This is a genomic window from Caballeronia novacaledonica (assembly GCF_900258035.1).
In the GTDB taxonomy this organism is placed as follows: domain Bacteria; phylum Pseudomonadota; class Gammaproteobacteria; order Burkholderiales; family Burkholderiaceae; genus Caballeronia; species Caballeronia novacaledonica.
Genome location: NZ_OGTP01000018.1, coordinates 98,438 through 121,430 on the forward strand (window position 1 = coordinate 98,438; position 22,993 = coordinate 121,430).

Below are 22,993 nucleotides of genomic sequence, written 5' to 3' on the forward strand. Positions count from 1 at the left end.
CAGGTTTTTTTAGCCATCAGGAGATAGACCATGACGATTCGCGTTGCAATCAACGGCTACGGCCGGATCGGCCGCAACACGCTGCGCGCCCTCTATGAGAACGGCAAGAAGCATGACATCGAGATCGTCGCCATCAACGACTTGGGCGATGCCAAGACCAACGCGCACCTGACGCAATACGACACGGCGCACGGCAAGTTCCCGGGCGAAGTATCGGTGGACGGCGATTACCTCGTCGTCAACGGCGACAAGATCCGCGTGCTGGCGAACCGCAACCCGGCCGAACTGCCGTGGGGCGAGCTGAAGGTCGACGTCGTGATGGAGTGCACGGGTTTCTTCACGACGAAGGAAAAGGCGAGCGCGCACATCAAGGGCGGCGCGAAGAAGGTCATCATCTCGGCGCCGGGCGGCAAGGATGTGGACGCGACCATCGTGTACGGCGTGAACCACAACGTGCTGAAGGCTTCGGACACGGTCATCTCGAACGCATCGTGCACGACGAACTGCCTCGCGCCGCTCGTCAAGCCGCTGAACGACAAGATCGGTTTGGTCAACGGTCTGATGACCACGATCCACGCATACACGAACGATCAGGTTCTGACGGACGTGTACCACGAAGACCTGCGCCGCGCGCGCTCGGCGACGCACAGCCAGATCCCGACGAAGACGGGCGCTGCTTCGGCGGTCGGTCTCGTGCTGCCGGAACTGAACGGCAAGCTGGACGGTTACGCGATCCGCGTCCCGACGATCAACGTGTCGGTGGTCGATCTGTCGTTCATCGCCGCGCGCGACACGACGGTCGAGGAAGTCAACAAGATCATGAAGGAAGCGTCGCAAGGCGAGTTGAAGGGCGTGCTCGGCTACAACGATGCACCGCTGGTCTCGATCGACTACAACCACAACCCGGCTTCGTCGACGTTCGATTCCACGCTCACGAAGGTTTCGGGCCGTCTCGTGAAGGTGTCGAGCTGGTACGACAACGAGTGGGGCTTCTCGAACCGCATGCTGGACACGGCGGTGGCGCTCGCGAACGCGAAGTAAGTTTCAGCCCGCTGAAATGACAAAGCCGCTCTTCGGAGCGGCTTTGTTTTTTGTGCTGGACCGGGCGTTACGCCAGCTTTTCCCGCAGAAACGACACGACGTAAGGCGTCGCCGCCGCGGCAACCGTCGATGCCGTGCCGGGATCGATTCCCATGCGCGCCGCGATCGATTCGGCGATGCGCCCCGTGAGCACGCCTTCGCCACCTTCCTCCATCGATTTCAGAAAGCCGTCGCCTCGCACGAGCCCCGTGGCGAACGCGGCGAAGAAGCTCTTGCCGGGATGATCGCCCAGCAATCCTTGATTCTGTTCTTCGGCGTGCGCGTGCGCGGTTTGCGCAGCGGTACTGAGCATTTGCTGGCTATCGCCGGTGCTGAAGCCTTGATCGGTCAGCGCTTGTGTGGCCTGCGCGCCGTGCTCCGAGGATAGAAATTCTGAAACGAGTTGTTGCATGTCCATCGACGCTGCTCCCCTTGATGTTCGCCAATTGCAGGGCAGCGCAAGCGGATAGAAACCTCCGGTACGCACGGCCCTTGCTGAGACTGTGAACACGTCGGGAAGTGCCGTGCTTTATCTGTTCGGCACCGGAAAATGCACGCCCGCGCGCTGCGCCGCGTTGACGATGTGCCCTTCGATCGCGCGGCCGGCCTTCTCTCCGTCGCGCGCCTTCAACGCTTCGATGATCACCGCGTGTTCGTGATACGTCGACAACACCAGTTCGCGCCGATAAAACGGCAGGCGCTGACTCTCCTTCATGATGTCGGCGCTGCCGCGCAGGATCGATTCGATCGCCGCGTTTCCCGCGAGACTCACGATGCGCATGTGGAACGCGAAATCCAGTTGCGCGGCTTCCTCCAGCGCCGATTCGGTCAGCGCGGCGTGCAGCGAGTCGAGATTGTCGTCGAGCCAGTCGATGTCCGCATCGCCGATCGAATGCGCCGCGAGCCGCGCGACGAATCCTTCCAGCGCGAAGCGCATCTGATACGTGTCGGGCAGCGATGCCTGATCCGCGAAACGCCACGGATGCGCGTTGCTCGCCTGCGCGTTGCTGACGTACACGCCCTTGCCCGGCCGGATATGCAGCATGCCGAGCGCTTCGAGCGTCGAGAGCGCTTCGCGCAGCGACGCCCTGCTGATCGACAGTTCGTCCGACAGTTGCCGTTGCGCCGGCAACAGACTCCCGACCGGGTACATGCTCGATTCGATGCGCTCGCGAATGGTCGCGATCGCGGCGTCGGTCACGGTATGCGGGACGTTTTTCATAGGAAGAAAACAGTATTGGCCGGTCTGACCGCCATTGTATGCGCGTGCCGGGCGCGCGTGTGAACGGCCGCTTCGCCGGGATTTTCATGCCCGATTTCAGCAGGGTAAACCGCTACGAATGCTTTCTTGACGAGGTTATATCGGCTTTCTAATATTCCCCATCACAGCACTGGTCCGACCAGTCGGAACAGTTGCTCGAGTCCTGAGACATTCCAGAGGAGACGGTCGTGTCGAGATTTCTGAATTCGCTGTTCGGCAGAGTGATGATCGCGCTGGTCATCGGCATCGTGGTCGGCGCGCTGTTTCCGCAGTTCGGCCAGTCGTTGCGGCCATTGGGCGACGGCTTTCTGAAGCTCATCAAGATGGTGATCGGGCCGATCGTGTTCTGCGTCGTCGTGAGCGGCATGGCGAGCGCGGGCGATCTGAAGAAGGTCGGGCGCGTCGGATTGAAGGCGGTCGTCTACTTCGAGATCATGACGACGCTCGCGCTCGTGATCGGCGCGATTCTCGCGTGGGTGACGCGTCCGGGTGTCGGCATGAATATCGATCTGCACACGCTCAACGCGGCGTCGCTCTCCACCTACACCGAACACGCGAAGAGCCTGAAGGACACCGCGGGCTTCCTGCTCAAGATCATCCCCGACACCGCGATCGATGCCTTCGCCAAAGGGGACATCCTGCAAGTGCTCGTGTTCGCCATCCTGTTCGGCGCGGCGCTCTCGATGCTCGGCGACAAGGCGCAGCGCGTGACGGTCTTCATCGACGAACTGTCGAACGTGTTCTTCCGCATCATGGCGTTCATCATCAAGCTCGCGCCGCTCGGCGTGCTCGGCGCGATCGCGTTCACGACCGGCCAGTATGGCGTCGCGTCGCTCAAGCAACTGGGTCTGCTCGTGATCGTGTTCTACGCGAGCTGCTTCCTGTTCGTGTTCGTCGTGCTGGGTGTGGTGATGCGCCTCGCGGGCTTCTCGATCTTCAAGCTCGTGCGCTATCTGCGCGAAGAACTGTCGATCGTGCTCGGCACGGCTTCGTCGGATGCCGTGCTGCCGCAGATCATGCGCAAGCTCGAATGGATGGGCGTGAAGGACTCGACCGTCGGTCTCGTGATTCCGACCGGCTACTCGTTCAACCTCGACGGCTTCTCGATCTATCTCACGCTCGCGGTGATCTTCATCGCGCAGGCGACCAACACGCCGCTGTCGCTGCATGACCTGATCGTCGTCGTGCTCGTGTCGCTGGTGACGTCGAAGGGCGCGCACGGCATTCCCGGCTCCGCGATCGTGATTCTCGCCGCGACGCTCTCCGCCATTCCCGCGATTCCCGTGCTCGGCCTCGTGCTGATTCTGCCGGTCGACTGGTTCGTCGGGATCGCGCGGGCGGTGACGAATCTCATCGGCAACTGCGTGGCGACGGTGGTCGTCGCCGTCTGGGAGAACGACATCGACCGGGCGCGCGCCAAGCGTGTGCTCGACCAGGACGCCGAATACCGCTTCGTGCCCGCCGCGCCGGAACCCGCGCACGGCCACGAAAACGCCCACGCAATCTGAACTGACGAAGGACACTGAAATGGCCAATCCGATTCTCGACGCAGACGCTCCCGCTTTCGCCCGCCGCTACATGAACCTCGCGGACCCGCGGCTCGGCGCGCAGGCGCTCTTCGCCACCGACGAATTCTTCGCGCCGAAGGAGCGCATGCTGGAGCCGCAGCCCGCGGTGTTCATTCCCGGCAAGTACGACGAGCACGGCAAGTGGATGGACGGCTGGGAGACGCGCCGCAAGCGCACGACGGGCTACGACTACTGCATCGTCAAGCTCGCGCGCGCGGGCGTGATTCACGGCATCGATATCGATACGAGCCACTTCACGGGCAATTTCCCGCCGGCGGCGTCGATCGAAGCGTGCTACAGCGAAAGCGGCCATCCGCAGGAAGACGGCGACTGGCGCGAGATCGTGCCGTCGACGACATTGCAGGGCAATAATCATCACTATCTCGAGATCGGCGACACGCGCGCTTACACGCATCTGCGCGTGAATATTTATCCCGATGGCGGCATCGCGCGCTTGCGCGTCTATGGCCAGCCGAAGACGGATTTCTCGCGCGTCGAACGCGGCACGCTGCTCGATCTCGCGGCGATCGAAAACGGCGCGTATCTCGTCGCCGCGAACAATCAGCACTTCGGTCCGGCGTCGCAGATGCTGATGCCGGGACGCGGCGTGAACATGGGCGACGGCTGGGAAACGCGCCGGCGTCGCGAGCCGGGCAACGACTGGGCGATCGTCGCATTGGCGAATCCCGGCGTGATCCGCGCGATCGAAGTCGATACCGCGCATTTCAAGGGCAACTATCCGGACCGCTGCTCGCTGCAGGCGGCGCGCGTGGAAGGCGGCACGGACGAATCGCTCGTCACGCAGGCGATGTTCTGGCCCGTGCTGCTCGACGAGCAAAAGCTGTCGATGGACAGCGTGCATCGCTTCGAGAACGAGATCGCGGCGCTCGGCCCGGTGACGCACGTGCGCTTCAACATCTATCCGGACGGCGGGGTGTCGCGGCTGCGCGTCTTCGGAGAAATCGAATGAGAACGCTCACGCTGGAACCGCTGACGCGCGAAGCCTTCGCTACATTCGGCGACGTGATCGAACTCGAAGGCGCGCGCCATTTCCCGATCAACGCGGGCACGACCGAGCGCTTTCACGATCTCGCGGACGTGGAAGTCGGTTTCGAGAGCGGCGGGCGGCCGCTCATCAACGTGTTTCGCGGGCAGCCGCGTCCGCAGCCCGTCGTGATCTCGATGATGGAGCGGCATCCGCTCGGCAGTCAGGCGTTCGTGCCGCTCGCGGACGTGCGTTATCTCGTGGTCGTCGCGCCCGCGGGCGAGTTCGATCCGGCCAGGATGCGCGCGTTCTACGCACGCGGCTGGCAAGGCGTGAACTATGCGCCCGGCGTGTGGCATCACCCGCTGATCGTGCTCGACAAGGCTGCGGACTTCATCGTCGTGGATCGCGGCGGCGATCTTCCGAATTGCGACGAGATCGATCTGCCCGAGCCATACACGCTGATCGAACACGAAGCGCGCGCGGCCTGAATCGCGCTGCATCGAAACGCAAAAGCGAATCGAACGCAGACGCAAATCGCGAAACGTACAGACGAAACGAAACCGCCGTCCATCGAGCCGATGGACGGCGGTTTCTTCATTCGCGCGCCGGCGTGCGGCGCGCGAACCTCAATGCTTGCGGTGCGGGCAGTTTTCCTTCGTGCATGCGCCGTACAGCGCGAGCGCATGCTCGTGGAGCTTGAAGCCGCGTTCCTTCGCGATCGACTGCTGACGGCGTTCGATTTCCCCATCGAAGAACTCTTCCACGCGACCGCAGTCGATGCACACGAGATGGTCGTGGTGCGATCCCTCGTTGAGCTCGAAGACGGCCTTGCCCGATTCGAAATTGCTTCGCGACAACAGGCCGGCTTGCTCGAACTGCGTGAGCACGCGATAAACCGTCGCGAGACCGATATCGAGTTCTTCGTTGAGCAGGCTTCGATACACGTCTTCCGCGGTCAGATGGCGCACCGGGCTATGCTGAAAAATTTCGAGAATCTTGAGGCGGGGCAGGGTCGCCTTGAGCCCGATATTCTTGAGATCGGCGGGATTGGTCATGGCTAGGCATCCCTAGAGTACAATTCAAGGTTCTCATAGTAATGCGTTTTTCCGATTCCTGACATCCCGTCCGGGCGCAAGGCGAATCGGACGAAAAGAGCGGAACGAAAGAAGCGCGACTTCGGAGCGCCTCGCGTGAGAGGTGAAATGTTTTCCAAATCCTTATCGAATTGCAGGGAGAGCCGTCGCATGCGGGGAACCGTGATCGCAGGAACCTTGGCTGTATTGCTCGCTGGCTGCACGGCGTACGACAGCGCCACGCAGAAGATCGCGCAAAGCATCACACCGTATCGGATCACGGTCGTGCAAGGCAATTTCGTTTCGCAGGAAGCGGCGAATCAGATGCAGGTCGGCATGTCGCGGGATCAGGTGAAGCAACTCCTGGGCACGCCGCTTCTGACCGACATGTTCCACGCCGATCGCTGGGACTATGTGTTCTATTTCAAGCGCGGCTCGACGTCTGTCGTGCAGCAGCGTGACTTCGTCGTGAACTTCGCGAGCGATCGCGTCGTGAGCTGGTCGGGCGGCGAGAATCTGCCGTCGAACCTCGAACTGCTCGCGGAAATCGACGGCGACAAGGGCGTCAAGGTCGCGAAACCGGCTGCGACCGCGGCGGCATCGGCGCCGGTGGCATCGACGGCGGCGGTGACCGCGCCTTCCGGCGAGCCGTCCACGCAGCCGAATACGGCGGCGGCATTCGCGGGCGACGCCAATCAGCAAGCCGCGCAGGCCGCGAATCGCGCGACGGCTCAGGTCGACACGCCGACGGGCCGCACGCAGTCGTCGGTGCGCGTGAACGCGCCGCAGACGGCGGGCGGCGCGCCCGGTTCGAGCGGCCAGAGCGGCAGCAACTCGCAGATTCAATTGCAGCGCCGGCCGCAGACGATCAACATCCCGGACAGCAGCGCGGTGGGCCCGGCAGGTACGTCGCCGGCGCCGGCCAACGCGGGCGGACAGGCGCAGTTCTATCTGCCGCAGCAGAGCCAGTAAGCAGTTCAGTCGTTCGACGCCGAAGCGGCGCCACGTGTTTTCGCGCGGGGCCGCTTCAGCCGCATCGCCAATCCGCATCATCCAGCGCGCGTCTTGCGCGCGGTTCAATACGAGACAGCCATGAAGATCGCCATCGCCGGCGCATCGGGCCGCATGGGCCGGATGCTGATCGAAACCGTTCTCAACGATCCGGACGCGCGGCTCGCCGGCGCGCTCGACCGGCCCGGCGTGCCGCAACTCGGGCAGGACGCGGGCGCGTTCCTCGGCAAAACCACGGGCGTTCTGCTGACCGACGACATCGAGCGCGTATTCGCCGATGCCGATTACCTCATCGATTTCACGCGCCCCGAAGGCACGATCGCGCATCTCGAAGCCGCGCTGCGCCACGACGTGAAGATGATCATCGGCACGACGGGTTTCTCGGACGAGCAAAAGGTGCAGTTGAAGCAGGCGGGCGAGAAGATCGGCGTCGTGTTCGCGCCGAACATGAGCGTCGGCGTGAACGTGACCATGAAGCTGCTCGAATTCGCCGCGAAGCATTTCTCGACCGGCTACGACATCGAGATCATCGAAGCGCACCATCGTCACAAGGTCGATGCGCCGTCGGGCACGGCGCTCGGCATGGGCGAAGTGATCGCCAAGGCGCTCGGCCGCGACCTGAAGGACTGCGCCGTGTACGCGCGCGAAGGCGTGACGGGCGAGCGCGATCCGTCGACCATCGGCTTTTCAGCGATTCGCGGCGGCGACATCGTCGGCGATCACACGGTGCTCTTCGCGGGCATCGGCGAGCGCATCGAGATCACGCACAAGTCGGCGAGCCGTCTGTCCTATGCGCAAGGCGCGCTGCGCGCCGTGCGCTTCCTGCAAGGGCACGACAAAGGCTTCTTCGACATGCAGGACGTGCTCGGCCTGCGCTGATTTTCATGGCAGCAACGGGCGTCATTCATTACCTCCAATCCGGCGATGCCGTGACGCACGCGGTCGCGGGTTTGCTCCTCGCGATGTCGCTCGCGAGCTGGTGCTTCCTGCTCGTGAAGGCGTGGATTCTCGCGCGCGCCAAATGGCAGGGCCCGCGTGCGCTGCAGCGCTTCTGGCAGGCGCCGAGCCTGAAAGACGGCATCGGCGCATTGCGCAGCGCCGATCGCGAGCGTGTGTTTCTGCCGCTCGCCGAAGCGGCGTGGCGTGCGTCGGAAGCCGAAATGCCCGGCGCGCTGCTCGCGCGCGTGGAGCGCAGCGAACGCGTTCTGCGCGCGCTGCGTCATGCGTTGCTGCGCTCGCAGCGCAGGCTCGAATTCGGTCAGGTGCTGCTTGCATCGGTGGGCAGCACGGCGCCGTTCGTCGGACTGCTCGGCACCGTGTGGGGCATTTATCACGCGCTTGGCAGCATCGCGTCGAGCGGGCAGGCGATGATCGAAAACGTCGCCGGTCCGGTCGGCGAGGCGCTCATCATGACGGCGTTCGGGCTGGTCGTCGCGATTCCCGCGGTGCTCGCGTACAACGTGCTCGGCCGCTACGTGCGGCAGATTTCCGAGGAGCTCGACGGCTTCGCGCACGATCTGCACGCATTCGTCTGCGGTCCGGCCGAATAGGCGCGCGCGATGGCCTTCGGCGGACTCGACAAGAAATCCAACGGCCAGCCGATGGCCGACATCAACATGACGCCGCTCATCGACGTCATGCTCGTTCTGCTCGTCATCTTCATCATCACGGCGCCGCTTTTCACGCACGCGATCCGGCTGGATCTGCCGAAAGTCGCGTCGCAGCCCGCGCGCGAGACGCCGCAAACCATCACGCTTTCCATCGACGACGCCGGCAAGCTTTTCTGGAACGACACGCCCGTCAGCTTCGATCAAATGCGCGCGCGTTTCGCCGATGCGGGCAAGGCGGCGCAAAAGCCCGAGCTGCATCTGCGGGCGTCGAGTGCGACGCGCTACGACGTCATCGCGCAGGTGATGGGCGCGGCGCAGCAGGCGGGGCTGGAGCGCATCGGCTTCGTCACGCAGCCGGCGCGGCCGCGGGCGCAGGCGTCCGCGCAATAAGCGCGCGGGTTGGCGCGCATCGAACGGTATAATCGCCATTTCCCCGTTCGGCGGGCCTTGCGGTAGCCAGCAGACCCGAATTCCGACGCCGCGCCGTGTCAGCAATGCCGCAGCGCCTGGACTCGCCGCTCAGATCGTTGGCGGCCGGTCCGAAGTCCGTTCCCAGCATTTGCCGAAAGCCAAACCACACCATGCACGATAAATACGTACCCGCCGACGTCGAATCCGCCGCGCAGAGCAACTGGCGCGCGAACGACGTCTACCGGACGACCGAGACGTCGGCCAAGCCCAAGTTCTATTGCGTCTCGATGCTGCCGTATCCGTCGGGCAAGCTGCACATGGGTCACGTGCGCAACTACACCATCAACGACGTGATGTACCGTTATCTGCGCATGAACGGTCACAACACGCTGATGCCGATGGGCTGGGACGCGTTCGGCATGCCCGCCGAGAACGCGGCGATGGCGAACAACGTGCCGCCGGCGAAGTGGACGTACGACAACATCGCGTACATGAAGAAGCAGATGCAGTCGATGGGCCTCGCCATCGACTGGTCGCGCGAAGTCGCCACGTGCTCGCCCGAGTACTACAAGTGGAACCAGTGGCTGTTCCTGAAGATGCTGGAAAAGGGCATCGCGTACAAGAAGACGGGCACGGTGAACTGGGATCCGGTCGATCAGACCGTGCTCGCGAACGAACAGGTCATCGACGGGCGCGGCTGGCGCTCGGGCGCGCTCGTCGAAAAGCGCGAAATCCCGATGTACTACCTGCGCATCACCGACTACGCGGATCAACTGCTCGACGATCTCGACGGCCTCGGCTGGCCCGAGCGCGTCAAGATCATGCAGCAGAACTGGATCGGCAAGAGCTTCGGCGTGAACTTCGGCTTCCCGTATGAAATCGACGGCGAAGCGAAACTGCTGCGCGTCTTCACCACGCGCGCCGACACCATCATGGGCGTCACGTTCGCGGCGGTCGCGGCGGAGCATCCGCTCGCCACGCGCCTCGCGCGCGATAACGCGGATCTGCAGGCGTTCATCGACGAATGCAAGCGCGGCGGCGTCGCGGAAGCCGATGTCGCCACGATGGAAAAGAAGGGCGTGCCGACCGGCTTCTTCGTCACGCATCCGTTGACGGGCGCGCAGGTCGAAGTGTGGATCGGCAATTACGTGCTGATGTCCTACGGCGAAGGCGCGGTGATGGGCGTGCCGTCGCACGACGAGCGCGATTTCGCGTTCGCGAAGAAGTACGGCTTGCCGATCAATCAGGTCATCGCGGTCGAAGGCAAGACCTATTCGACCGACGCGTGGGAAGAGTGGTACGGCGACAAGACCGCGGGCCGCCTCATCAACAGCGGCAAGTACGACGGCATGACCACCGAGCAAGCGATCGATTCGATCGCCGCCGATCTCAAGGCGAAAGACCTCGGCGACAAGCAGATCACCTGGCGTCTGCGCGACTGGGGCATCTCGCGCCAGCGCTACTGGGGCACGCCGATTCCGATCATCCACTGCCCGAGCTGCGGCGACGTGCCCGTGCCGGAAAAGGATCTGCCCGTCGTATTGCCGGAAGACCTCGTGCCGGACGGCTCGGGCAATCCGCTCGCGAAGTCGGAAGCGTTCTTGAACTGCGCGTGCCCGAAGTGCGGCGCGGCGTCGAGGCGCGAGACCGACACGATGGACACGTTCGTCGATTCGTCCTGGTACTTCTCGCGCTACAGCGCACCGGACGCGCAGACGATGGTCGACGAACGCACCGACTACTGGATGCCGATGGATCAGTACATCGGCGGCATCGAGCACGCGATTCTTCACCTGTTGTACTCGCGTTTCTGGACGAAGGTCATGCGCGACATGGGCCTCGTCAAGTTCGGCGAGCCCGCGAAGAATCTGCTCACGCAGGGCATGGTGCTGAACGAAACGTTCTATCGCGAAGACGCGTCCGGAAAGAAGACCTGGTACAACCCGCTCGAAGTCACCGTCGCGCACGACGACAAGGGCCGTCCGACCGGCGCGACGCTGAACGCGGATGCTCAGCCGGTCGTGCTCGGCGGCGTCGAGAAGATGTCGAAGTCGAAGAACAACGGCGTCGATCCGCAAACGCTGATCGATCAATACGGCGCCGATACCGCGCGCCTCTTCGTGATGTTCGCGGCGCCGCCGGAGCAGTCGCTGGAGTGGTCGGGCGCGGGCGTGGAAGGCGCGAGCCGCTTCCTGCGCCGCGTGTGGCATTTCGCGCACGACAACGCCGATGCGCTGCGCCAGCACGCGAAGCTCGATGCCTCGACGCTCGACGACGCGGACAAGGCGCTGCGCCGCGAAATCTATACCGTGCTCAAGCAGGCCGATTTCGACTACGGCCGCCTGCAGTACAACACGGTCGTGTCCGCCGCGATGAAAATGCTCAACGCGGTCGAAGGCGCGAAGAACGCGGGCGCCGGCGTGCTGAACGAAACCTTCGGCGTGCTGTTGCGCGTGCTGTATCCGGTCGTGCCGCACGTCACTTTCCAGTTGTGGTCGGAGCTCGGCTACGAGAAGGAATTCGGCCCGCTGCTCGACGCACCCTGGCCCAAGGTCGACGAAGCCGCGCTCGAGCAAGCGGAGATCGAACTCGTGCTGCAGGTGAACGGCAAGGTGCGCGGCGCGTTGACGGTGGCGAAGGATGCATCGCGTGAAGCCATCGAAAAAGCCGCGATCGCGCACGAAATGTTCGCGAAATTCTCCGAAGGCCGCGCGCCGAAGAAGGTGATCGTGGTGCCGGGACGTCTCGTCAACGTGGTCGTCTGATGCGCAAATCCAAGGGAGTGGATGTGACCGGCAAAGTCAGCACGAGCAGGCGCTCGTTTCTCACGCTCCTCGGCGGCGCGGCGATGCTGTCCGCATGCGGCTTCCAGCTACGCGGCCAGCAGGATTACGCGTTCAAGCGGCTCGCGATCACGGGCGGCACGCCGCAAATGGTCGCGCGCCTCGAACGCATGGTTCAGGGCGGCAGCGACACGGTGGTCGTCAAGCCGTTCGAGAAGCCGGACGCGACGCTCAATCTGTCCGAAGGTCAGGGATTGCGCACGCTGAGCCTGAATGCGCAGGGCGTCATTCAGGAATACGAGCTCGTCTACAACGTGAACTATTCGCTGCTAGGCGCCGACGGCACGCTGCTGATTCCGCCGAGCACCATCATCTTGAATCGTTCGATGACTTATAGCGATCAATACACGCTCGCAAAAGGTCAGGAAGCCACGCTGCTTTACAACGACATGCGCAACGACGCCGTCGACCAGTTGACGCGCCGTCTCGCGACCGTGCGCTCGCTGCATCCGGCGCCGGGCGAGCAGACGCCGGGCGTGGCGCCGCGCGCGCCGCTGCCGGTGCCGCCGCTCTGATCGCGCGTTCGCCGGCATCATGCAACTGAAGCTCGACGCGCTCGAAGCGCACCTCGCGAAAGGCCTGAAGGGGCTGTACGTCGTCTACGGCGACGAGCATCTGCTCGCGCAGGAAGCGTGCGACCGCATCCGCGCCACCGCGCGCGCGGGCGGCTTCACGGACCGCACGGTGTTTTCCGTCGAGCGCGGGTTCGACTGGAGCGCGCTCATCGGCGCAACGCAGTCGATGTCGCTGTTCGGCGACCGTCAACTGATCGAACTGCGCATTCCGACCGGCAAGCCCGGCAAGGAAGGCGCCGAAGCCCTGAAAACGCTCGCCGGCGCGGACAATCCCGACGTCGTCACGCTCGTCACGCTGCCGCGTCTCGACAGCGCGACGCAGAAGTCGGCCTGGTTCACGGCGTTGCTCGGCGCGGGCGTCGCGCTGAAGATCGATCCGGTCGAACGCGCGCAATTGCCGATGTGGGTCGGTCAGCGGCTCGCGCAGCAAGGGCAGCGCGTCGCGCCCGGCGAAGAAGGGCGGCGTGCGCTGTCGTTCATCGCGGAACGGGTGGAGGGCAATCTGCTCGCCGCGCATCAGGAAATCCAGAAGCTCGGGCTGCTGTATCCCGAGGGCGTGCTCACGTTCGAGCAGATCCACGACGCCGTGCTGAACGTCGCGCGCTACGACGTGTTCAAGCTCAACGAAGCGATGCTGACGGGCGATGTCGGCCGCCTCGCGCGCATGCTCGACGGACTGAAGGGCGAGGGCGAAGCGGCCGTGCTCGTGCTGTGGGCGCTCGTCGAGGAAGTGCGCACGCTGTTGCGCATCAAGCGCGGCGTCGCTTCGGGAAAGCCGCTCGCCACGCTGATGCGCGAGAACCGCGTCTGGGGCCCGCGCGAACGGCTGATCGGCCCGGCGCTTTCGCGCGTGACGGACGAAGCGCTGGAAAAGGCGCTGTCGCTCGCGGCGCGGCTGGATCGGCAGGTGAAAGGGCTTTCCGGCAGCACCGGAAAACGCGGCAGCGAGCCGCCGCCGGACCCGTGGGCCGGCATGTTCGAACTCGCGATGGCCGTCGCGCACGGCGGCAAGCCGGCGCAGGCATCGCCCGCGCCACGACCGCGTCGCTAGGACGCTTCTGTCACATGCTGTTGCAATCGGCGCAACAGCTTAGAATGATTTTTTGCGCATTCCAGAGCGCGCTGACGCACCGGCTCGGGAAGGCGGCATACGGAAGAGACCCACGATGAACATCGATCAATACATGACCGACCTCGGCCGCCGCGCACGCACGGCGTCGCGCGCGATGGCGCGAGCGTCGACGGCGGCGAAGAACGCGGCGCTCGACGCGGTGGCGGACGCCGTCGAACGCGAGCGCGACGCGCTCAAGGAAGCGAACGGCCGCGACCTCGCACGCGCGCGCGAGAAGGGCCACGACGCGGCGTTCATCGACCGTCTGACGCTTTCCGACAAAGCCATCGACACGATGGTCGAAGGCTTGCGCCAGGTCGCGGCGCTGGCCGATCCGATCGGCGAAATCAGCGGGCTCAAGTTTCGTCCGAGCGGCATTCAGGTCGGCCAGATGCGCGTGCCGCTCGGTGTGATCGGCATCATCTACGAATCGCGGCCGAACGTGACCATCGACGCCGCCGCGCTGTGCCTCAAGTCCGGCAACGCGGCCATTCTGCGTGGCGGCTCCGAGGCGCTCGAATGCAATACGGCGCTCGCGAAGCTGATCGGCGTCGGGCTGGAAGCGGCGGGCTTGCCGCAGGACGCGGTGCAGGTTGTCGGGACGGCGGATCGCGCGGCGGTCGGCAAGCTGATCACGATGACCGAATTTGTCGACGTGATCGTGCCGCGCGGCGGAAAGAGCCTGATCGCGCGCCTGATGGAGGAATCGCGCGTGCCGATGATCAAACACCTGGACGGCATCTGCCACGTGTACGTGGACGATCGCGCGGATCTCGACAAGGCGACGGTCATCTGCGACAACGCGAAGACGCACCGCTACGGCACCTGCAACACGATGGAAACGCTGCTCGTCGCGCGCGGCATCGCGCAGCAAGCGCTGCCGCGACTGGCGCGCGCGTTTCAGGCGAAGGAAGTCGAGCTGCGCGTCGACGCCGAGGCGCGCGCCGCGCTCGAAGCGGCGAAGATCGGCGGGCTCGTCGATGCGACCGACGAAGACTGGAGCACGGAATATCTCGCGCCGGTGCTGGCGATCAAGATCGTCGGCGGCCTCGATGAAGCCATCGACCATATCAACACGTACGGCTCGCATCACACCGACGCGATCGTCACCGAAGATCACGACCGCGCCATGCGCTTCCTGCGCGAAGTGGATTCGGCGAGCGTGATGGTGAACGCATCGACGCGCTTCGCCGATGGCTTCGAATTCGGCCTCGGCGCGGAAATCGGCATTTCGAACGACAAGCTGCACGCGCGCGGCCCGGTCGGGCTCGAAGGGCTGACCTCGCTCAAGTACGTGGTGCTTGGCCGCGGCGAAGTCCGTCAATAAGCTGGCTCGAACAAGAAGAACGATGCTCTGGATCAAATCGCTGCATATCGTGCTGGTCGCTTCGTGGTTCGCGGGGCTTTTCTATCTGCCGCGCATTTTCGTCAACCTCGCGATGGAAACCGATCCCGCCGCCACCGCGCGCCTGTTGCTGATGGCGCGCAAGCTGTTCCGGTTCATGACGTTCATCGCCGTGCCGGCGCTCGCGTGCGGGCTGTGGCTGTGGCTCGTCGTCGGCATCGGCGCGGGACAGGGCTGGCTCCACGCGAAGCTGGCGATCGTCGTGTTGCTGCTCGTTTATCACGCGTATTGCGGCGTTTTGTTGCGCACGTTCGAGCGCGGTGCGAACAAGCGGTCGCACAAGTGGTATCGCATGTATAACGAGCTTCCGGTGCTCGGACTGCTCAGCGCGACGCTGCTCGTGGTCATCAAGCCGTTTTGAGGCGCTAGTCGTTCACTCGATCGGGCGCCCTTCGAAGATTCGCTGCGCGGCGTTCTTGTCGAACGTGGACCTGAGCGGCGATTTTCGCTCTGTTGTGTCTCTTATCCGCAGTCGAATGGTTCCGTCTTCCGCAAGACCGGAAGGAGCCGGCGTTTTCAAGCGGCGTCAGGCTCCTGATTAGCGCTTCACGCTGGCTTCCGCCCGCTACGCGCCCACCCGCCGTCCTTCCAGCACGTCCTTGGCTTCAGCGAGTTTGTCGGCCAGCGCGGGGCCGCGCGCCAGCGCAAGCCCTACGGCCAAAATGTCGCCGATGGCGAGATGCGACACGCGCGATGTCATCGGCGAAAAAATGTCGGTGTCTTCATCGACATTGGCAAACAGTCCGATCGTCGCCACGCGCGCGAGCGGCGAATTGCCGTGCGTGATCGCGATGACCTTGGCGCCTCCGCTCAGCGCGGATTTGCACGCGTCGAGAATGTCCCTGGTTCGCCCGGTATTCGATATCGCGACGACGACATCGCCTGCGCCAAGCAACGCCGCGGAGGTGGTGTACGTATGCGGGTCGGAGTACGCGACCGACGGCACGCCCAATCGAAAGAACTTATGCTGCATGTCGAGCGCGGCGATTCCCGAACCGCCTGCGCCGTAGAACTCTATCCGGCGCGCCTCGGCAAGTATGGCGATTGCCGCTGCAATGCTGTCGGACGACAGGCTGTTGCGCACGGCGACCAGCGCGCCGATGGTCCGGTCGAGCACTTTCGCCGCGACGCCCGCGGGCGGCTCGTCCGCGCGCACATCGCGATAAACCGTGGGAACGTCCGCTGCTACGCTTTGCGCAAGGCGAATCTTGAACTCGCGAAAACCCGAAAAGCCGAGCGCCTGACAGAAACGCGCGATAGTCGGCTGGCTCACGCCCGCGCGCGCCGCGAATTCGGTCATCGAGAGATCGAGCACTTCGCGCGGCGCTTCGAGCACGTAAGCAGCCAGCTTGCGTTCCGACGGCCGCAGTTGGTCGCGCATCGCTTCGACTTGGGACAGCAACATCGGAAATCTCGCCTATGCTGAAAATTGACTCGGACTATAGCCGATGAATCGTTTGTACAAATACTACACGTTTTCGGGCTGCGCCCGTCGGTGTTTTCCCTGAGACGATTTCCCGGAAAGACTCTCGGGTAGGCGATTGCTTAAGATATTTAGCGTTCAAGTTCATTGTCGGCTTGTAGTTTTTCTACTAGTATTGCGTTGCACGGCGAGATCGCAGAACAAGAGCCAAAACCGCCGGCCCTCGCCACATTCAACCCAATCCTCGACGGCAGGCGCGCCGGGAGTGAGACGAAGGAGCTTTGATGGTTTCCCCGCACAATCAACTCAAAAAAGTCACCGACCGCATCATCGAGCGCAGCAAATCGACGCGCGCGGCATATCTTGCGCGCATCGACGCCGCTCATGGCAAGTTCCCGGCGCGTGGCGCGTTGTCCTGCGCGAATCTGGCGCACGGCTTCGCCGGACTCGAGGGCCAGGAGAAATTTGCGATCAAGGCGGTGCGCGAGCCGAACGTCGGCATCGTGTCGTCGTATAACGAAATGCTTTCGGCGCACGCACCGTACAAGAGCTTCCCCGACATCATCAAGCAGGCGGCGCGCGAACATGGCGGCATCGCGCAGTTCGCGGGGGGCGTGCCGGCCATGTGCGACGGCATCACGCAGGGCAATGCGGGCATGGAGCTGTCGCTGTTCTCGCGCGAGGTCATCGCGATGAGCACGGCCGTCGCGCTCACGCACAACATGTTCGACGCGGCGCTGTGCCTCGGCGTCTGCGACAAGATCGTGCCGGGGCTCGCCATTGGCGCGCTGCAATTCGGCCATTTGCCGACCATTTTCGTCCCCGCCGGTCCGATGACGAGCGGCCTCACCAACGACGAGAAGGCGAAGGTTCGCCAGGAATTCGCGACCGGTCAATGCGATCGCGGCGCGCTGCTCGAAGCCGAGGCGGCCGCGTATCACGGCCACGGCACGTGCACGTTCTACGGAACCGCCAACAGCAACCAGATGCTGATGGAAGTGATGGGCCTGCATCTGCCGAGCGCGGCGTTCGTGCATCCGCATACGCCGCTGCGCGACGCGCTCACCGCCGAGGCCGCACGCCGCGTGCTCGATCTGACGCTCGAACGTGGCAACTACACGCCGATCGGCCACGTCGTCGACGAGAAGGCGATCGTGAACGGCATCGTCGCGCTGCTCGCGACGGGCGGCTCGACCAATCACACGCTGCATCTCGTGGCGATCGCGCGGGCGGCGGGCATCGTGATCGACTGGAACGATTTCGACGAACTGTCGCAAGTCGTGCCGCTGCTCGCGAAGATCTACCCGAACGGCAAGGCCGACGTGAACCACTTCCACGCGGCGGGCGGCGTGGCGTTTCTCGTGCGCAATCTGCTCGAAGGCGGGCTGCTGCATGAGGATGTTCAGACGGTCGCGGGCCGTGGCCTGTCGCACTACACGAAGGAACCGAAGCTCATCGATGGCAAGCTGCAATGGGTCGACGGCGCCGCCGAAAGCCATGACACGAAGGTGTTGCGCGGCATTTCCGAGCCGTTCCAGCCGGACGGCGGCCTGCGTCTGATGCAGGGCAAGCTCGGGCGCGGCGTCATCAAGATTTCGGCGGTCGCGCCGGAGCATCGCGTGGTGAAGGCGCCGGCCATCGTGTTCAATTCGCAGGAAGAAGTTCAGGAAGCCTTCGACAAGGGCGAGCTGAAGCGCGATTTCGTCGCCGTGGTGCGTTTTCAGGGCGCGCGCGCGAACGGCATGCCGGAACTGCATCGGTTGACGCCGCTGCTCGGCGTGCTGCAGGATCAGGGCTTCCATGTCGCGCTCGTCACGGACGGCCGCATGTCGGGCGCGTCGGGCAAGGTGCCGGCGGTGATTCACGTCTCGCCCGAAGCGCTGTTGCAAGGGCCGCTCGGCAAGGTGCGCACCGGCGACATGCTCGTGATCGATGCGCCCGCCGGCGTGCTCGACATCGAAATCGAAGCGAGCGAATGGCAGGCGCGCGAGAACGAAGCGCCGCTCCATCAGGCGGAGAACGAAGTCGGCTTTGGCCGCGAGCTGTTCGGCGTGTTTCGGAGCGCCGCGCTGCCGGCGGAAGAGGGCGCTTCGGTGTTCGGCGCGCTGATCGGCGCGGCGGCGGCATCGGCGGATGGCGCGGCGCCCGCGCGCGAAAGGCACGCACTTCGCGACAACGCGCGCGCGGCGGCATCGGCGCTGAACAAGGCGCACGCGACACAACACTGAGTGTCCGAACGAAGAGCGAATCACCCGAATCTGACAGCAACCCGCGGATGCATCGACATGCGCCGCGCAAGAACAGGAGTCGCAGCAAATGAAAACGGTAAATGAAATCGTGCGTCTGGGGCCGGTCATTCCGGTGCTCGCATTCGAGTCGGTCGAGCAGGGCGAGCATGTGTCGCGCGCGCTGCATGCGGGCGGCGTGAAGGTGCTGGAAATCACCTTGCGCACGCCGGCGGGAATCGCCGCGATCGAGCGTGCAAGTCAACTGGCGGACGATATCGTGGTGGGCGTCGGCACGATCACCAAGCCCGAGCATTGCGCGCAGGCGAAGAAAGCCGGCGCGCAGTTCGGCGTATCGCCCGGTCTGACCAAGGACATGCACAAGGCCGCGCAGGACGCCGGGCTGCCGTTGCTGCCGGGCGTGATGACGCCGAGCGACGTCATCGCGGCGATGGAACTGGGCTATGAGATCGTCAAGTTCTTTCCCGCGCAGCAGGCGGGCGGAATTCCGATGTTGCAGGCATTCCACGGTCCGTTTCCGAATCTGAAGTTTTGCCCGACGGGCGGAATCACGGCGGAGACGGCGACGAACTTTCTCGCGCAGCCGAACGTGGTTTGCGTCGGCGGTTCCTGGTTGACGCCCAAGGCTGCGCTCGCCGCGCAGGACTGGGACGAAGTCACGCGACTCGCGCGTGCCGCGAGCGAACTGGCGCCGCATCGTTGAGTATCTGAAGCGCGCGGGCGATCGTGCATCGCCCGCGCGCTGCTTCGTTGCACTTTCCCTTCGGTCGATGCCGTTCGCGCTCGACCCATGACCTTGTTCCGATTTGCGCGGGCCTTCCGGAACGAAAGCTCGCGCAGATTCGGACAGCAGGATAAGTGGTTTGTCCGGAGCCCGAACCAGCGATAAGGAAGAGTGCGATCGTCTCAGCGCCTTTTCCCCGCCAACTCTCCGGCTTACAAAGTAAAATTCCGTTGCCCAGCGCCGTGTTTGCGCTTGCCGCACGTCGCCCCTGTGTGCGGTGCAGCGACGGCAAACGCATACATAGCGCAAAAAACCTCAACAAAATCAAGGAGGCGTTATGCCAGCCGTCCACGGGAGCATGTTGCTGCTCTACGCGGTGATCGCGATCGCGGTTCTGATCCTGATGATCGCCCGCTTCAAGGTTTACCCGTTCCTCGTGCTCATGATCGTGTCGGTGTTGCTGGCCCTCGCGGTCGGCATGCCGATGGACAAAATCGTCAAGTCGTTCGAAACCGGCAATGGCAATACGCTCGGTCACATTGCCGTCGTGGTCGGTCTCGGCACGATGCTCGGCAAGATGATGGCCGAATCGGGCGGCGCCGAGCGCATCGCCAATACGCTGATCAATTTGTTCGGCGAGAAGAATATTCATTGGGCGATGATGGTCGTCGCGATCATCGTCGGCTTGCCGGTGTTCTTCGAAGTGGGCTTCGTGCTGCTGATTCCGATCGCGTTCAACGTCGCGAGACGCACCGGCAAGTCGCTGCTCCTGATCGGGCTGCCGATGGTCGCGGGCCTCTCGGTCGTACACGGCCTGATTCCGCCGCACCCGGCCGCATTGCTCGCGGTGCAGGCGTACCACGCCGATATCGGCAAGACGATCGCTTACGGCCTGCTCGTCGGCGTGCCGACGGCAATCGTCGCGGGCCCGCTGTTCGCGCTGATGATCCACAAGTACATCAAGCTGCCGGATGCCAATGCGCTCGCCGACCAGTTCACGCAAAAGCATGGCGACACCGAGAAAAAGCGCGACCTGCCGAGCTTCGGCATCACGCTGTTCACCATCTTGCTGCCGGTCATTCTCATGCTGATCGGAAGCTGGGCGGATCTGGTCTTCACGCCGAAAACCTTGCCGAACGATCTGCTGCGCTTCATCGGCCAGTCGGATATGGCGCTTCTGATCGCCGTGCTGGTCAGCTTCTGGACCTTCGGCGCGAAGCAGGGTTTCAACCGCGAGCAGATTCAGAAGTTTTGCGGCGAATGTCTCGCGCCGATTGCCGGCATTACGCTGATCGTCGGCGCGGGCGGCGGTTTCGGCCAGGTGCTGCGCGACAGCGGCATCTCGCAGCAGATCGTCGCGTCGGCGTCGTCGGCAAGTTTGTCGCCGCTCTTGCTCGGCTGGTTCGTCGCGGCGCTGATCCGTCTCGCGACGGGCTCGGCGACAGTCGCAATGACGACCGCGTGCGGCATCGTCGCGCCGATCGCGGCTGCAGCGGGCGGCCACACGAGCCCGGAACTGCTGGTGCTCGCCACCGGCTCCGGCTCGCTGATCTTCTCGCATGTGAACGATGGCGGCTTCTGGCTGATCAAAGAGTATTTCGGGATGACCGTCGGACAGACGTTCAAGACCTGGTCGCTGCTCGAAACCATCATTTCCCTGATGGGACTCGGTTTGACCTTCGCGCTTGCGGCGGTCGTGTAAGGAGATTTCGATGATTCTGATCGCGATGGGCGTGTCGGGCGCCGGCAAGACCCGCATCGGTGAGTTGCTGGCGGAACGCCTGCAATGCGCGTTCACCGATGGCGACGCGTTTCACAGCGCCGCCAACAAGGAGAAGATGCACAAAGGCATACCGCTGACCGACGAAGACCGCTGGCCGTGGCTGAAGACGATTCGGGCCGCGATCGAGGAGAAGCAGCGAGCGGGCGAAACGGCGGTATTCACGTGCTCATCGTTGAAGCGCTCGTATCGCGATGTGCTGCGCGAAAGCGACAAGGACGTGTGCTTCGTCTATCTGGAAGGCTCGTTCGAGGTCCTGCACGAACGGCTCGCGACGCGCACGGGCCATTTCTTCGATCCGTCGCTGCTGAAGAGCCAGCTCGAAACGCTCGAACCGCCGGGCGAAGACGAGGCGATCATCGTGAGCATCGAGCACACGCCCGAGGAAATCGTCGATATCGTGATTGAGAAGCTGAAGACGCGCTGAGCGCGCTTCAGCAAAAGAAAAGGCCCCGCGTGGGGCCTTTGTCTTTGTCGCGACGGGCGGTGCCTCAGGCGATCCGCTTCGCCAGCTCGACCGCCTTGCCGATATACGAACCCGGCGTCATGTCGAGCAGCAACTTCTTCGCGTCGCCGGGAATCGCGAGACCGGCGATGAACGTCTGCAGCGCCTCGCGCGTGATGCCCTTGCCGCGCGTCAGCTCCTTCAGTTGTTCATACGGATTCTCGATGCCATAGCGGCGCATCACCGTTTGCACCGGTTCGGCGAGCACTTCCCAAGTGTTGTCGAGATCTTCGTTCAGGCGCGCCGCGTTGATTTCCAGCTTGTCGAGGCCGCGGATCAGCGCGTCGTACGAAAGCAGCGAATAGCCGAACGCGACGCCGATATTGCGCAGCACGGTCGAATCCGTCAGATCGCGCTGCCAGCGCGAGACCGGCAGCTTGTCGGCGAGATGGCGCAGCGTCGCGTTCGCGAGACCGAGATTGCCTTCCGAGTTCTCGAAGTCGATCGGATTGACCTTGTGCGGCATCGTCGACGAACCGATTTCACCGGCCTTCGTCTTCTGCTTGAAGTAGCCGAGCGAGATGTAGCCCCACACGTCGCGATCGAGGTCGAGCAGGATCGTGTTCGCGCGCGCCACCGCGTCGAACAGTTCGGCCATGTAGTCGTGAGGCTCGATCTGGATCGTGTACGGATTGAACGTGAGCTTCAGCCGATTCTCGACGACATCCTTCGAGAACGCTTCCCAGTCGAACTCCGGATACGCCGACAAATGCGCGTTGAAGTTGCCGACCGCGCCGTTCATCTTGCCGAGCAGCTCGACCTTCTCGATGCGCTGGATCGCGCGCGCGAGACGCGCCGCGACGTTGGCGATTTCCTTGCCGAGCGTGGTCGGGCTCGCGGGCTGGCCGTGCGTGCGCGAGAGCATCGGCTGTTCGGCGTGCGTGTGCGCGAGTTTCACGAGGCGCTCGTACACCGAGCGCAGCGCCGGCAGGATCACGTGCTCGCGCGCGCCGGCGAGCATCAGACCGTGCGACGTGTTGTTGATATCTTCCGACGTGCACGCGAAGTGGATGAACTCGCTCGCGCGTTCCAGTTCCGGCTGGCCCTTGACCGACTCCTTGAGCCAGTATTCGACGGCCTTCACGTCATGATTCGTGACGCGTTCGATGTCCTTGATGCGCGCGGCGTCGTGCGCCGTGAAGCGCTCGGCGAGGCTCAGCAGGAATTGCTCGGACGCTTCGGAGAAGCGCGGCACTTCCGCGAATCCGGCGCGCGACAGCGCGATCAGCCAGTGAATCTCGACCGTCACGCGATGCCGCATGAACGCGGCTTCGGAGAGCCATTCGCGCAGGGCTTCTGTCTTGGCGGCATAGCGGCCGTCGAGCGGCGAGAGCGCGGTGAGCGCGAAGAGGGTATCGGGACGGGTATCGGACATGATT

22 protein-coding genes are annotated in these 22,993 nt (G+C 63.9%); 17 read left to right on the top strand and 5 right to left on the bottom strand.

All coding sequences use genetic code 11. The features are described from left to right. The first annotated feature begins 30 nt into the window (after positions 1-30). Positions 31-1,041, top strand: a complete 1,011-nt coding sequence (gene gap, locus NOV72_RS22850; protein WP_106856837.1) for a type I glyceraldehyde-3-phosphate dehydrogenase — start codon at positions 31-33, stop codon at positions 1,039-1,041. A 67-nt stretch (positions 1,042-1,108) separates the two neighbouring features. Here the strand turns inward: gap and NOV72_RS22855 are convergent, their stop codons facing one another. Together NOV72_RS22855 and NOV72_RS22860 are read right to left on the bottom strand one after the other, a co-directional pair. Then, complete coding sequence (locus tag NOV72_RS22855; protein ID WP_106856838.1) at positions 1,109-1,498, bottom strand: hypothetical protein; 390 nt, start codon at positions 1,496-1,498, stop codon at positions 1,109-1,111. Positions 1,499-1,609: 111 nt separating this feature from the next. Further along, positions 1,610-2,302: a FadR/GntR family transcriptional regulator gene (locus tag NOV72_RS22860; protein ID WP_106856839.1), complete on the bottom strand. Its 693-nt coding sequence runs from the start codon at positions 2,300-2,302 to the stop codon at positions 1,610-1,612. Between the two features lie 227 nt (positions 2,303-2,529). Here NOV72_RS22860 and NOV72_RS22865 point away from each other — a divergent pair, with 227 nt between their 5' ends. Genes NOV72_RS22865 through NOV72_RS22875 form a run of 3 tightly spaced genes read left to right on the top strand, consistent with a single transcriptional unit; the run spans position 2,530 to position 5,385 of the window. Beyond that, positions 2,530-3,849 (top strand): C4-dicarboxylate transporter DctA, encoded by a 1,320-nt coding sequence (locus tag NOV72_RS22865; RefSeq protein ID WP_106856840.1) that lies wholly within the window; start codon positions 2,530-2,532, stop codon positions 3,847-3,849. Positions 3,850-3,868: 19 nt separating this feature from the next. Continuing rightward, positions 3,869-4,879, top strand: coding sequence for an allantoicase (alc, locus tag NOV72_RS22870; protein WP_106856841.1), 1,011 nt, complete (start codon positions 3,869-3,871; stop codon positions 4,877-4,879). Beyond that, on the top strand, positions 4,876-5,385 hold the full coding sequence (locus NOV72_RS22875; protein ID WP_106856842.1) for an ureidoglycolate lyase: 510 nt from the start codon (positions 4,876-4,878) through the stop codon (positions 5,383-5,385). The genes alc and NOV72_RS22875 overlap by 4 nt, the downstream gene beginning before the upstream one ends. Positions 5,386-5,523: 138 nt before the next feature. Here NOV72_RS22875 and fur read toward each other — a convergent pair whose 3' ends face one another. Further along, positions 5,524-5,952, bottom strand: coding sequence for a ferric iron uptake transcriptional regulator (gene fur, locus NOV72_RS22880; RefSeq protein WP_106856843.1), 429 nt, complete (start codon positions 5,950-5,952; stop codon positions 5,524-5,526). Positions 5,953-6,141: 189 nt separating this feature from the next. On the opposite strand from fur, the gene NOV72_RS22885 reads away from it, so the two are divergent. From NOV72_RS22885 to NOV72_RS22925, 9 genes are all read left to right on the top strand, one after another. After that, positions 6,142-6,942, top strand: coding sequence for an outer membrane protein assembly factor BamE (locus tag NOV72_RS22885; RefSeq protein WP_106856844.1), 801 nt, complete (start codon positions 6,142-6,144; stop codon positions 6,940-6,942). Between the two features lie 120 nt (positions 6,943-7,062). Beyond that, positions 7,063-7,860 (top strand): 4-hydroxy-tetrahydrodipicolinate reductase, encoded by a 798-nt coding sequence (gene dapB, locus NOV72_RS22890; RefSeq protein WP_106856845.1) that lies wholly within the window; start codon positions 7,063-7,065, stop codon positions 7,858-7,860. 5 nt (positions 7,861-7,865) lie between these two features. Further along, a complete protein-coding gene (locus NOV72_RS22895) occupies positions 7,866-8,531 on the top strand; it encodes a MotA/TolQ/ExbB proton channel family protein (protein ID WP_106856846.1) in 666 nt (221 codons plus the stop codon). 9 nt (positions 8,532-8,540) lie between these two features. Further along, entirely contained in the window at positions 8,541-8,981 is a 441-nt protein-coding gene (locus NOV72_RS22900) for an ExbD/TolR family protein (protein ID WP_106856847.1), read from the top strand. Positions 8,982-9,172: 191 nt separating this feature from the next. Beyond that, entirely contained in the window at positions 9,173-11,767 is a 2,595-nt protein-coding gene (gene leuS, locus NOV72_RS22905) for a leucine--tRNA ligase (protein ID WP_106856848.1), read from the top strand. Beyond that, positions 11,767-12,360, top strand: coding sequence for an LPS-assembly lipoprotein LptE (locus NOV72_RS22910; protein ID WP_106856849.1), 594 nt, complete (start codon positions 11,767-11,769; stop codon positions 12,358-12,360). The genes leuS and NOV72_RS22910 overlap by 1 nt, the downstream gene beginning before the upstream one ends. A 19-nt stretch (positions 12,361-12,379) precedes the next feature. Beyond that, positions 12,380-13,471, top strand: coding sequence for a DNA polymerase III subunit delta (holA, locus tag NOV72_RS22915; RefSeq protein ID WP_106856850.1), 1,092 nt, complete (start codon positions 12,380-12,382; stop codon positions 13,469-13,471). Positions 13,472-13,586: 115 nt separating this feature from the next. After that, positions 13,587-14,858: a glutamate-5-semialdehyde dehydrogenase gene (locus tag NOV72_RS22920; RefSeq protein ID WP_106856851.1), complete on the top strand. Its 1,272-nt coding sequence runs from the start codon at positions 13,587-13,589 to the stop codon at positions 14,856-14,858. Positions 14,859-14,880: 22 nt separating this feature from the next. Then, positions 14,881-15,297, top strand: a complete 417-nt coding sequence (locus NOV72_RS22925) for a CopD family protein (protein ID WP_106856852.1) — start codon at positions 14,881-14,883, stop codon at positions 15,295-15,297. Positions 15,298-15,501: 204 nt separating this feature from the next. Here NOV72_RS22925 and NOV72_RS22930 read toward each other — a convergent pair whose 3' ends face one another. Further along, a complete protein-coding gene (locus NOV72_RS22930; protein WP_106856853.1) occupies positions 15,502-16,341 on the bottom strand; it encodes a MurR/RpiR family transcriptional regulator in 840 nt (279 codons plus the stop codon). A gap of 302 nt (positions 16,342-16,643) precedes the next feature. On the opposite strand from NOV72_RS22930, the gene edd reads away from it, so the two are divergent. The 4 genes from edd to NOV72_RS22950 all read left to right on the top strand — a co-directional run bounded on the left by edd (position 16,644) and on the right by NOV72_RS22950 (position 21,536). Then, entirely contained in the window at positions 16,644-18,587 is a 1,944-nt protein-coding gene (edd, locus tag NOV72_RS22935; protein WP_106856881.1) for a phosphogluconate dehydratase, read from the top strand. Positions 18,588-18,675: 88 nt separating this feature from the next. After that, entirely contained in the window at positions 18,676-19,308 is a 633-nt protein-coding gene (gene eda / locus NOV72_RS22940; protein WP_106856854.1) for a bifunctional 4-hydroxy-2-oxoglutarate aldolase/2-dehydro-3-deoxy-phosphogluconate aldolase, read from the top strand. 358 nt (positions 19,309-19,666) lie between these two features. Further along, positions 19,667-21,031 carry a GntP family permease gene (locus NOV72_RS22945; protein WP_106856855.1) on the top strand — a complete coding sequence of 455 codons (1,365 nt, stop codon included), beginning with the start codon at positions 19,667-19,669 and terminating at the stop codon, positions 21,029-21,031. Positions 21,032-21,041: 10 nt separating this feature from the next. Continuing rightward, positions 21,042-21,536 (top strand): gluconokinase, encoded by a 495-nt coding sequence (locus NOV72_RS22950; protein ID WP_106856856.1) that lies wholly within the window; start codon positions 21,042-21,044, stop codon positions 21,534-21,536. A gap of 64 nt (positions 21,537-21,600) precedes the next feature. On the opposite strand, the gene purB is transcribed toward NOV72_RS22950, so the two are convergent. After that, complete coding sequence (gene purB / locus NOV72_RS22955; RefSeq protein ID WP_106856857.1) at positions 21,601-22,989, bottom strand: adenylosuccinate lyase; 1,389 nt, start codon at positions 22,987-22,989, stop codon at positions 21,601-21,603. Positions 22,990-22,993: the final 4 nt, after the last annotated feature.

Bases quoted from the DNA above. Each gene is read 5' to 3' on its own strand.
- edd (WP_106856881.1), top strand. From the start codon at position 16,644: ATGGTTTCCCCGCACAATCAACTCAAAAAAGTCACCGACCGCATCATC.
- purB (WP_106856857.1), bottom strand. From the start codon at position 22,989: ATGTCCGATACCCGTCCCGATACCCTCTTCGCGCTCACCGCGCTCTCG.
- NOV72_RS22860 (WP_106856839.1), bottom strand. From the start codon at position 2,302: ATGAAAAACGTCCCGCATACCGTGACCGACGCCGCGATCGCGACCATT.
- dapB (WP_106856845.1), top strand. From the start codon at position 7,063: ATGAAGATCGCCATCGCCGGCGCATCGGGCCGCATGGGCCGGATGCTG.
- NOV72_RS22875 (WP_106856842.1), top strand. From the start codon at position 4,876: ATGAGAACGCTCACGCTGGAACCGCTGACGCGCGAAGCCTTCGCTACA.
- fur (WP_106856843.1), bottom strand. From the start codon at position 5,952: ATGACCAATCCCGCCGATCTCAAGAATATCGGGCTCAAGGCGACCCTG.
- NOV72_RS22900 (WP_106856847.1), top strand. From the start codon at position 8,541: ATGGCCTTCGGCGGACTCGACAAGAAATCCAACGGCCAGCCGATGGCC.
- NOV72_RS22885 (WP_106856844.1), top strand. From the start codon at position 6,142: ATGCGGGGAACCGTGATCGCAGGAACCTTGGCTGTATTGCTCGCTGGC.
- NOV72_RS22855 (WP_106856838.1), bottom strand. From the start codon at position 1,498: ATGGACATGCAACAACTCGTTTCAGAATTTCTATCCTCGGAGCACGGC.
- NOV72_RS22945 (WP_106856855.1), top strand. From the start codon at position 19,667: ATGCCAGCCGTCCACGGGAGCATGTTGCTGCTCTACGCGGTGATCGCG.
- alc (WP_106856841.1), top strand. From the start codon at position 3,869: ATGGCCAATCCGATTCTCGACGCAGACGCTCCCGCTTTCGCCCGCCGC.
- NOV72_RS22920 (WP_106856851.1), top strand. From the start codon at position 13,587: ATGAACATCGATCAATACATGACCGACCTCGGCCGCCGCGCACGCACG.
- NOV72_RS22895 (WP_106856846.1), top strand. From the start codon at position 7,866: ATGGCAGCAACGGGCGTCATTCATTACCTCCAATCCGGCGATGCCGTG.
- NOV72_RS22950 (WP_106856856.1), top strand. From the start codon at position 21,042: ATGATTCTGATCGCGATGGGCGTGTCGGGCGCCGGCAAGACCCGCATC.
- gap (WP_106856837.1), top strand. From the start codon at position 31: ATGACGATTCGCGTTGCAATCAACGGCTACGGCCGGATCGGCCGCAAC.
- NOV72_RS22930 (WP_106856853.1), bottom strand. From the start codon at position 16,341: ATGTTGCTGTCCCAAGTCGAAGCGATGCGCGACCAACTGCGGCCGTCG.
- NOV72_RS22910 (WP_106856849.1), top strand. From the start codon at position 11,767: ATGCGCAAATCCAAGGGAGTGGATGTGACCGGCAAAGTCAGCACGAGC.
- leuS (WP_106856848.1), top strand. From the start codon at position 9,173: ATGCACGATAAATACGTACCCGCCGACGTCGAATCCGCCGCGCAGAGC.
- holA (WP_106856850.1), top strand. From the start codon at position 12,380: ATGCAACTGAAGCTCGACGCGCTCGAAGCGCACCTCGCGAAAGGCCTG.
- NOV72_RS22925 (WP_106856852.1), top strand. From the start codon at position 14,881: ATGCTCTGGATCAAATCGCTGCATATCGTGCTGGTCGCTTCGTGGTTC.
- eda (WP_106856854.1), top strand. From the start codon at position 18,676: ATGAAAACGGTAAATGAAATCGTGCGTCTGGGGCCGGTCATTCCGGTG.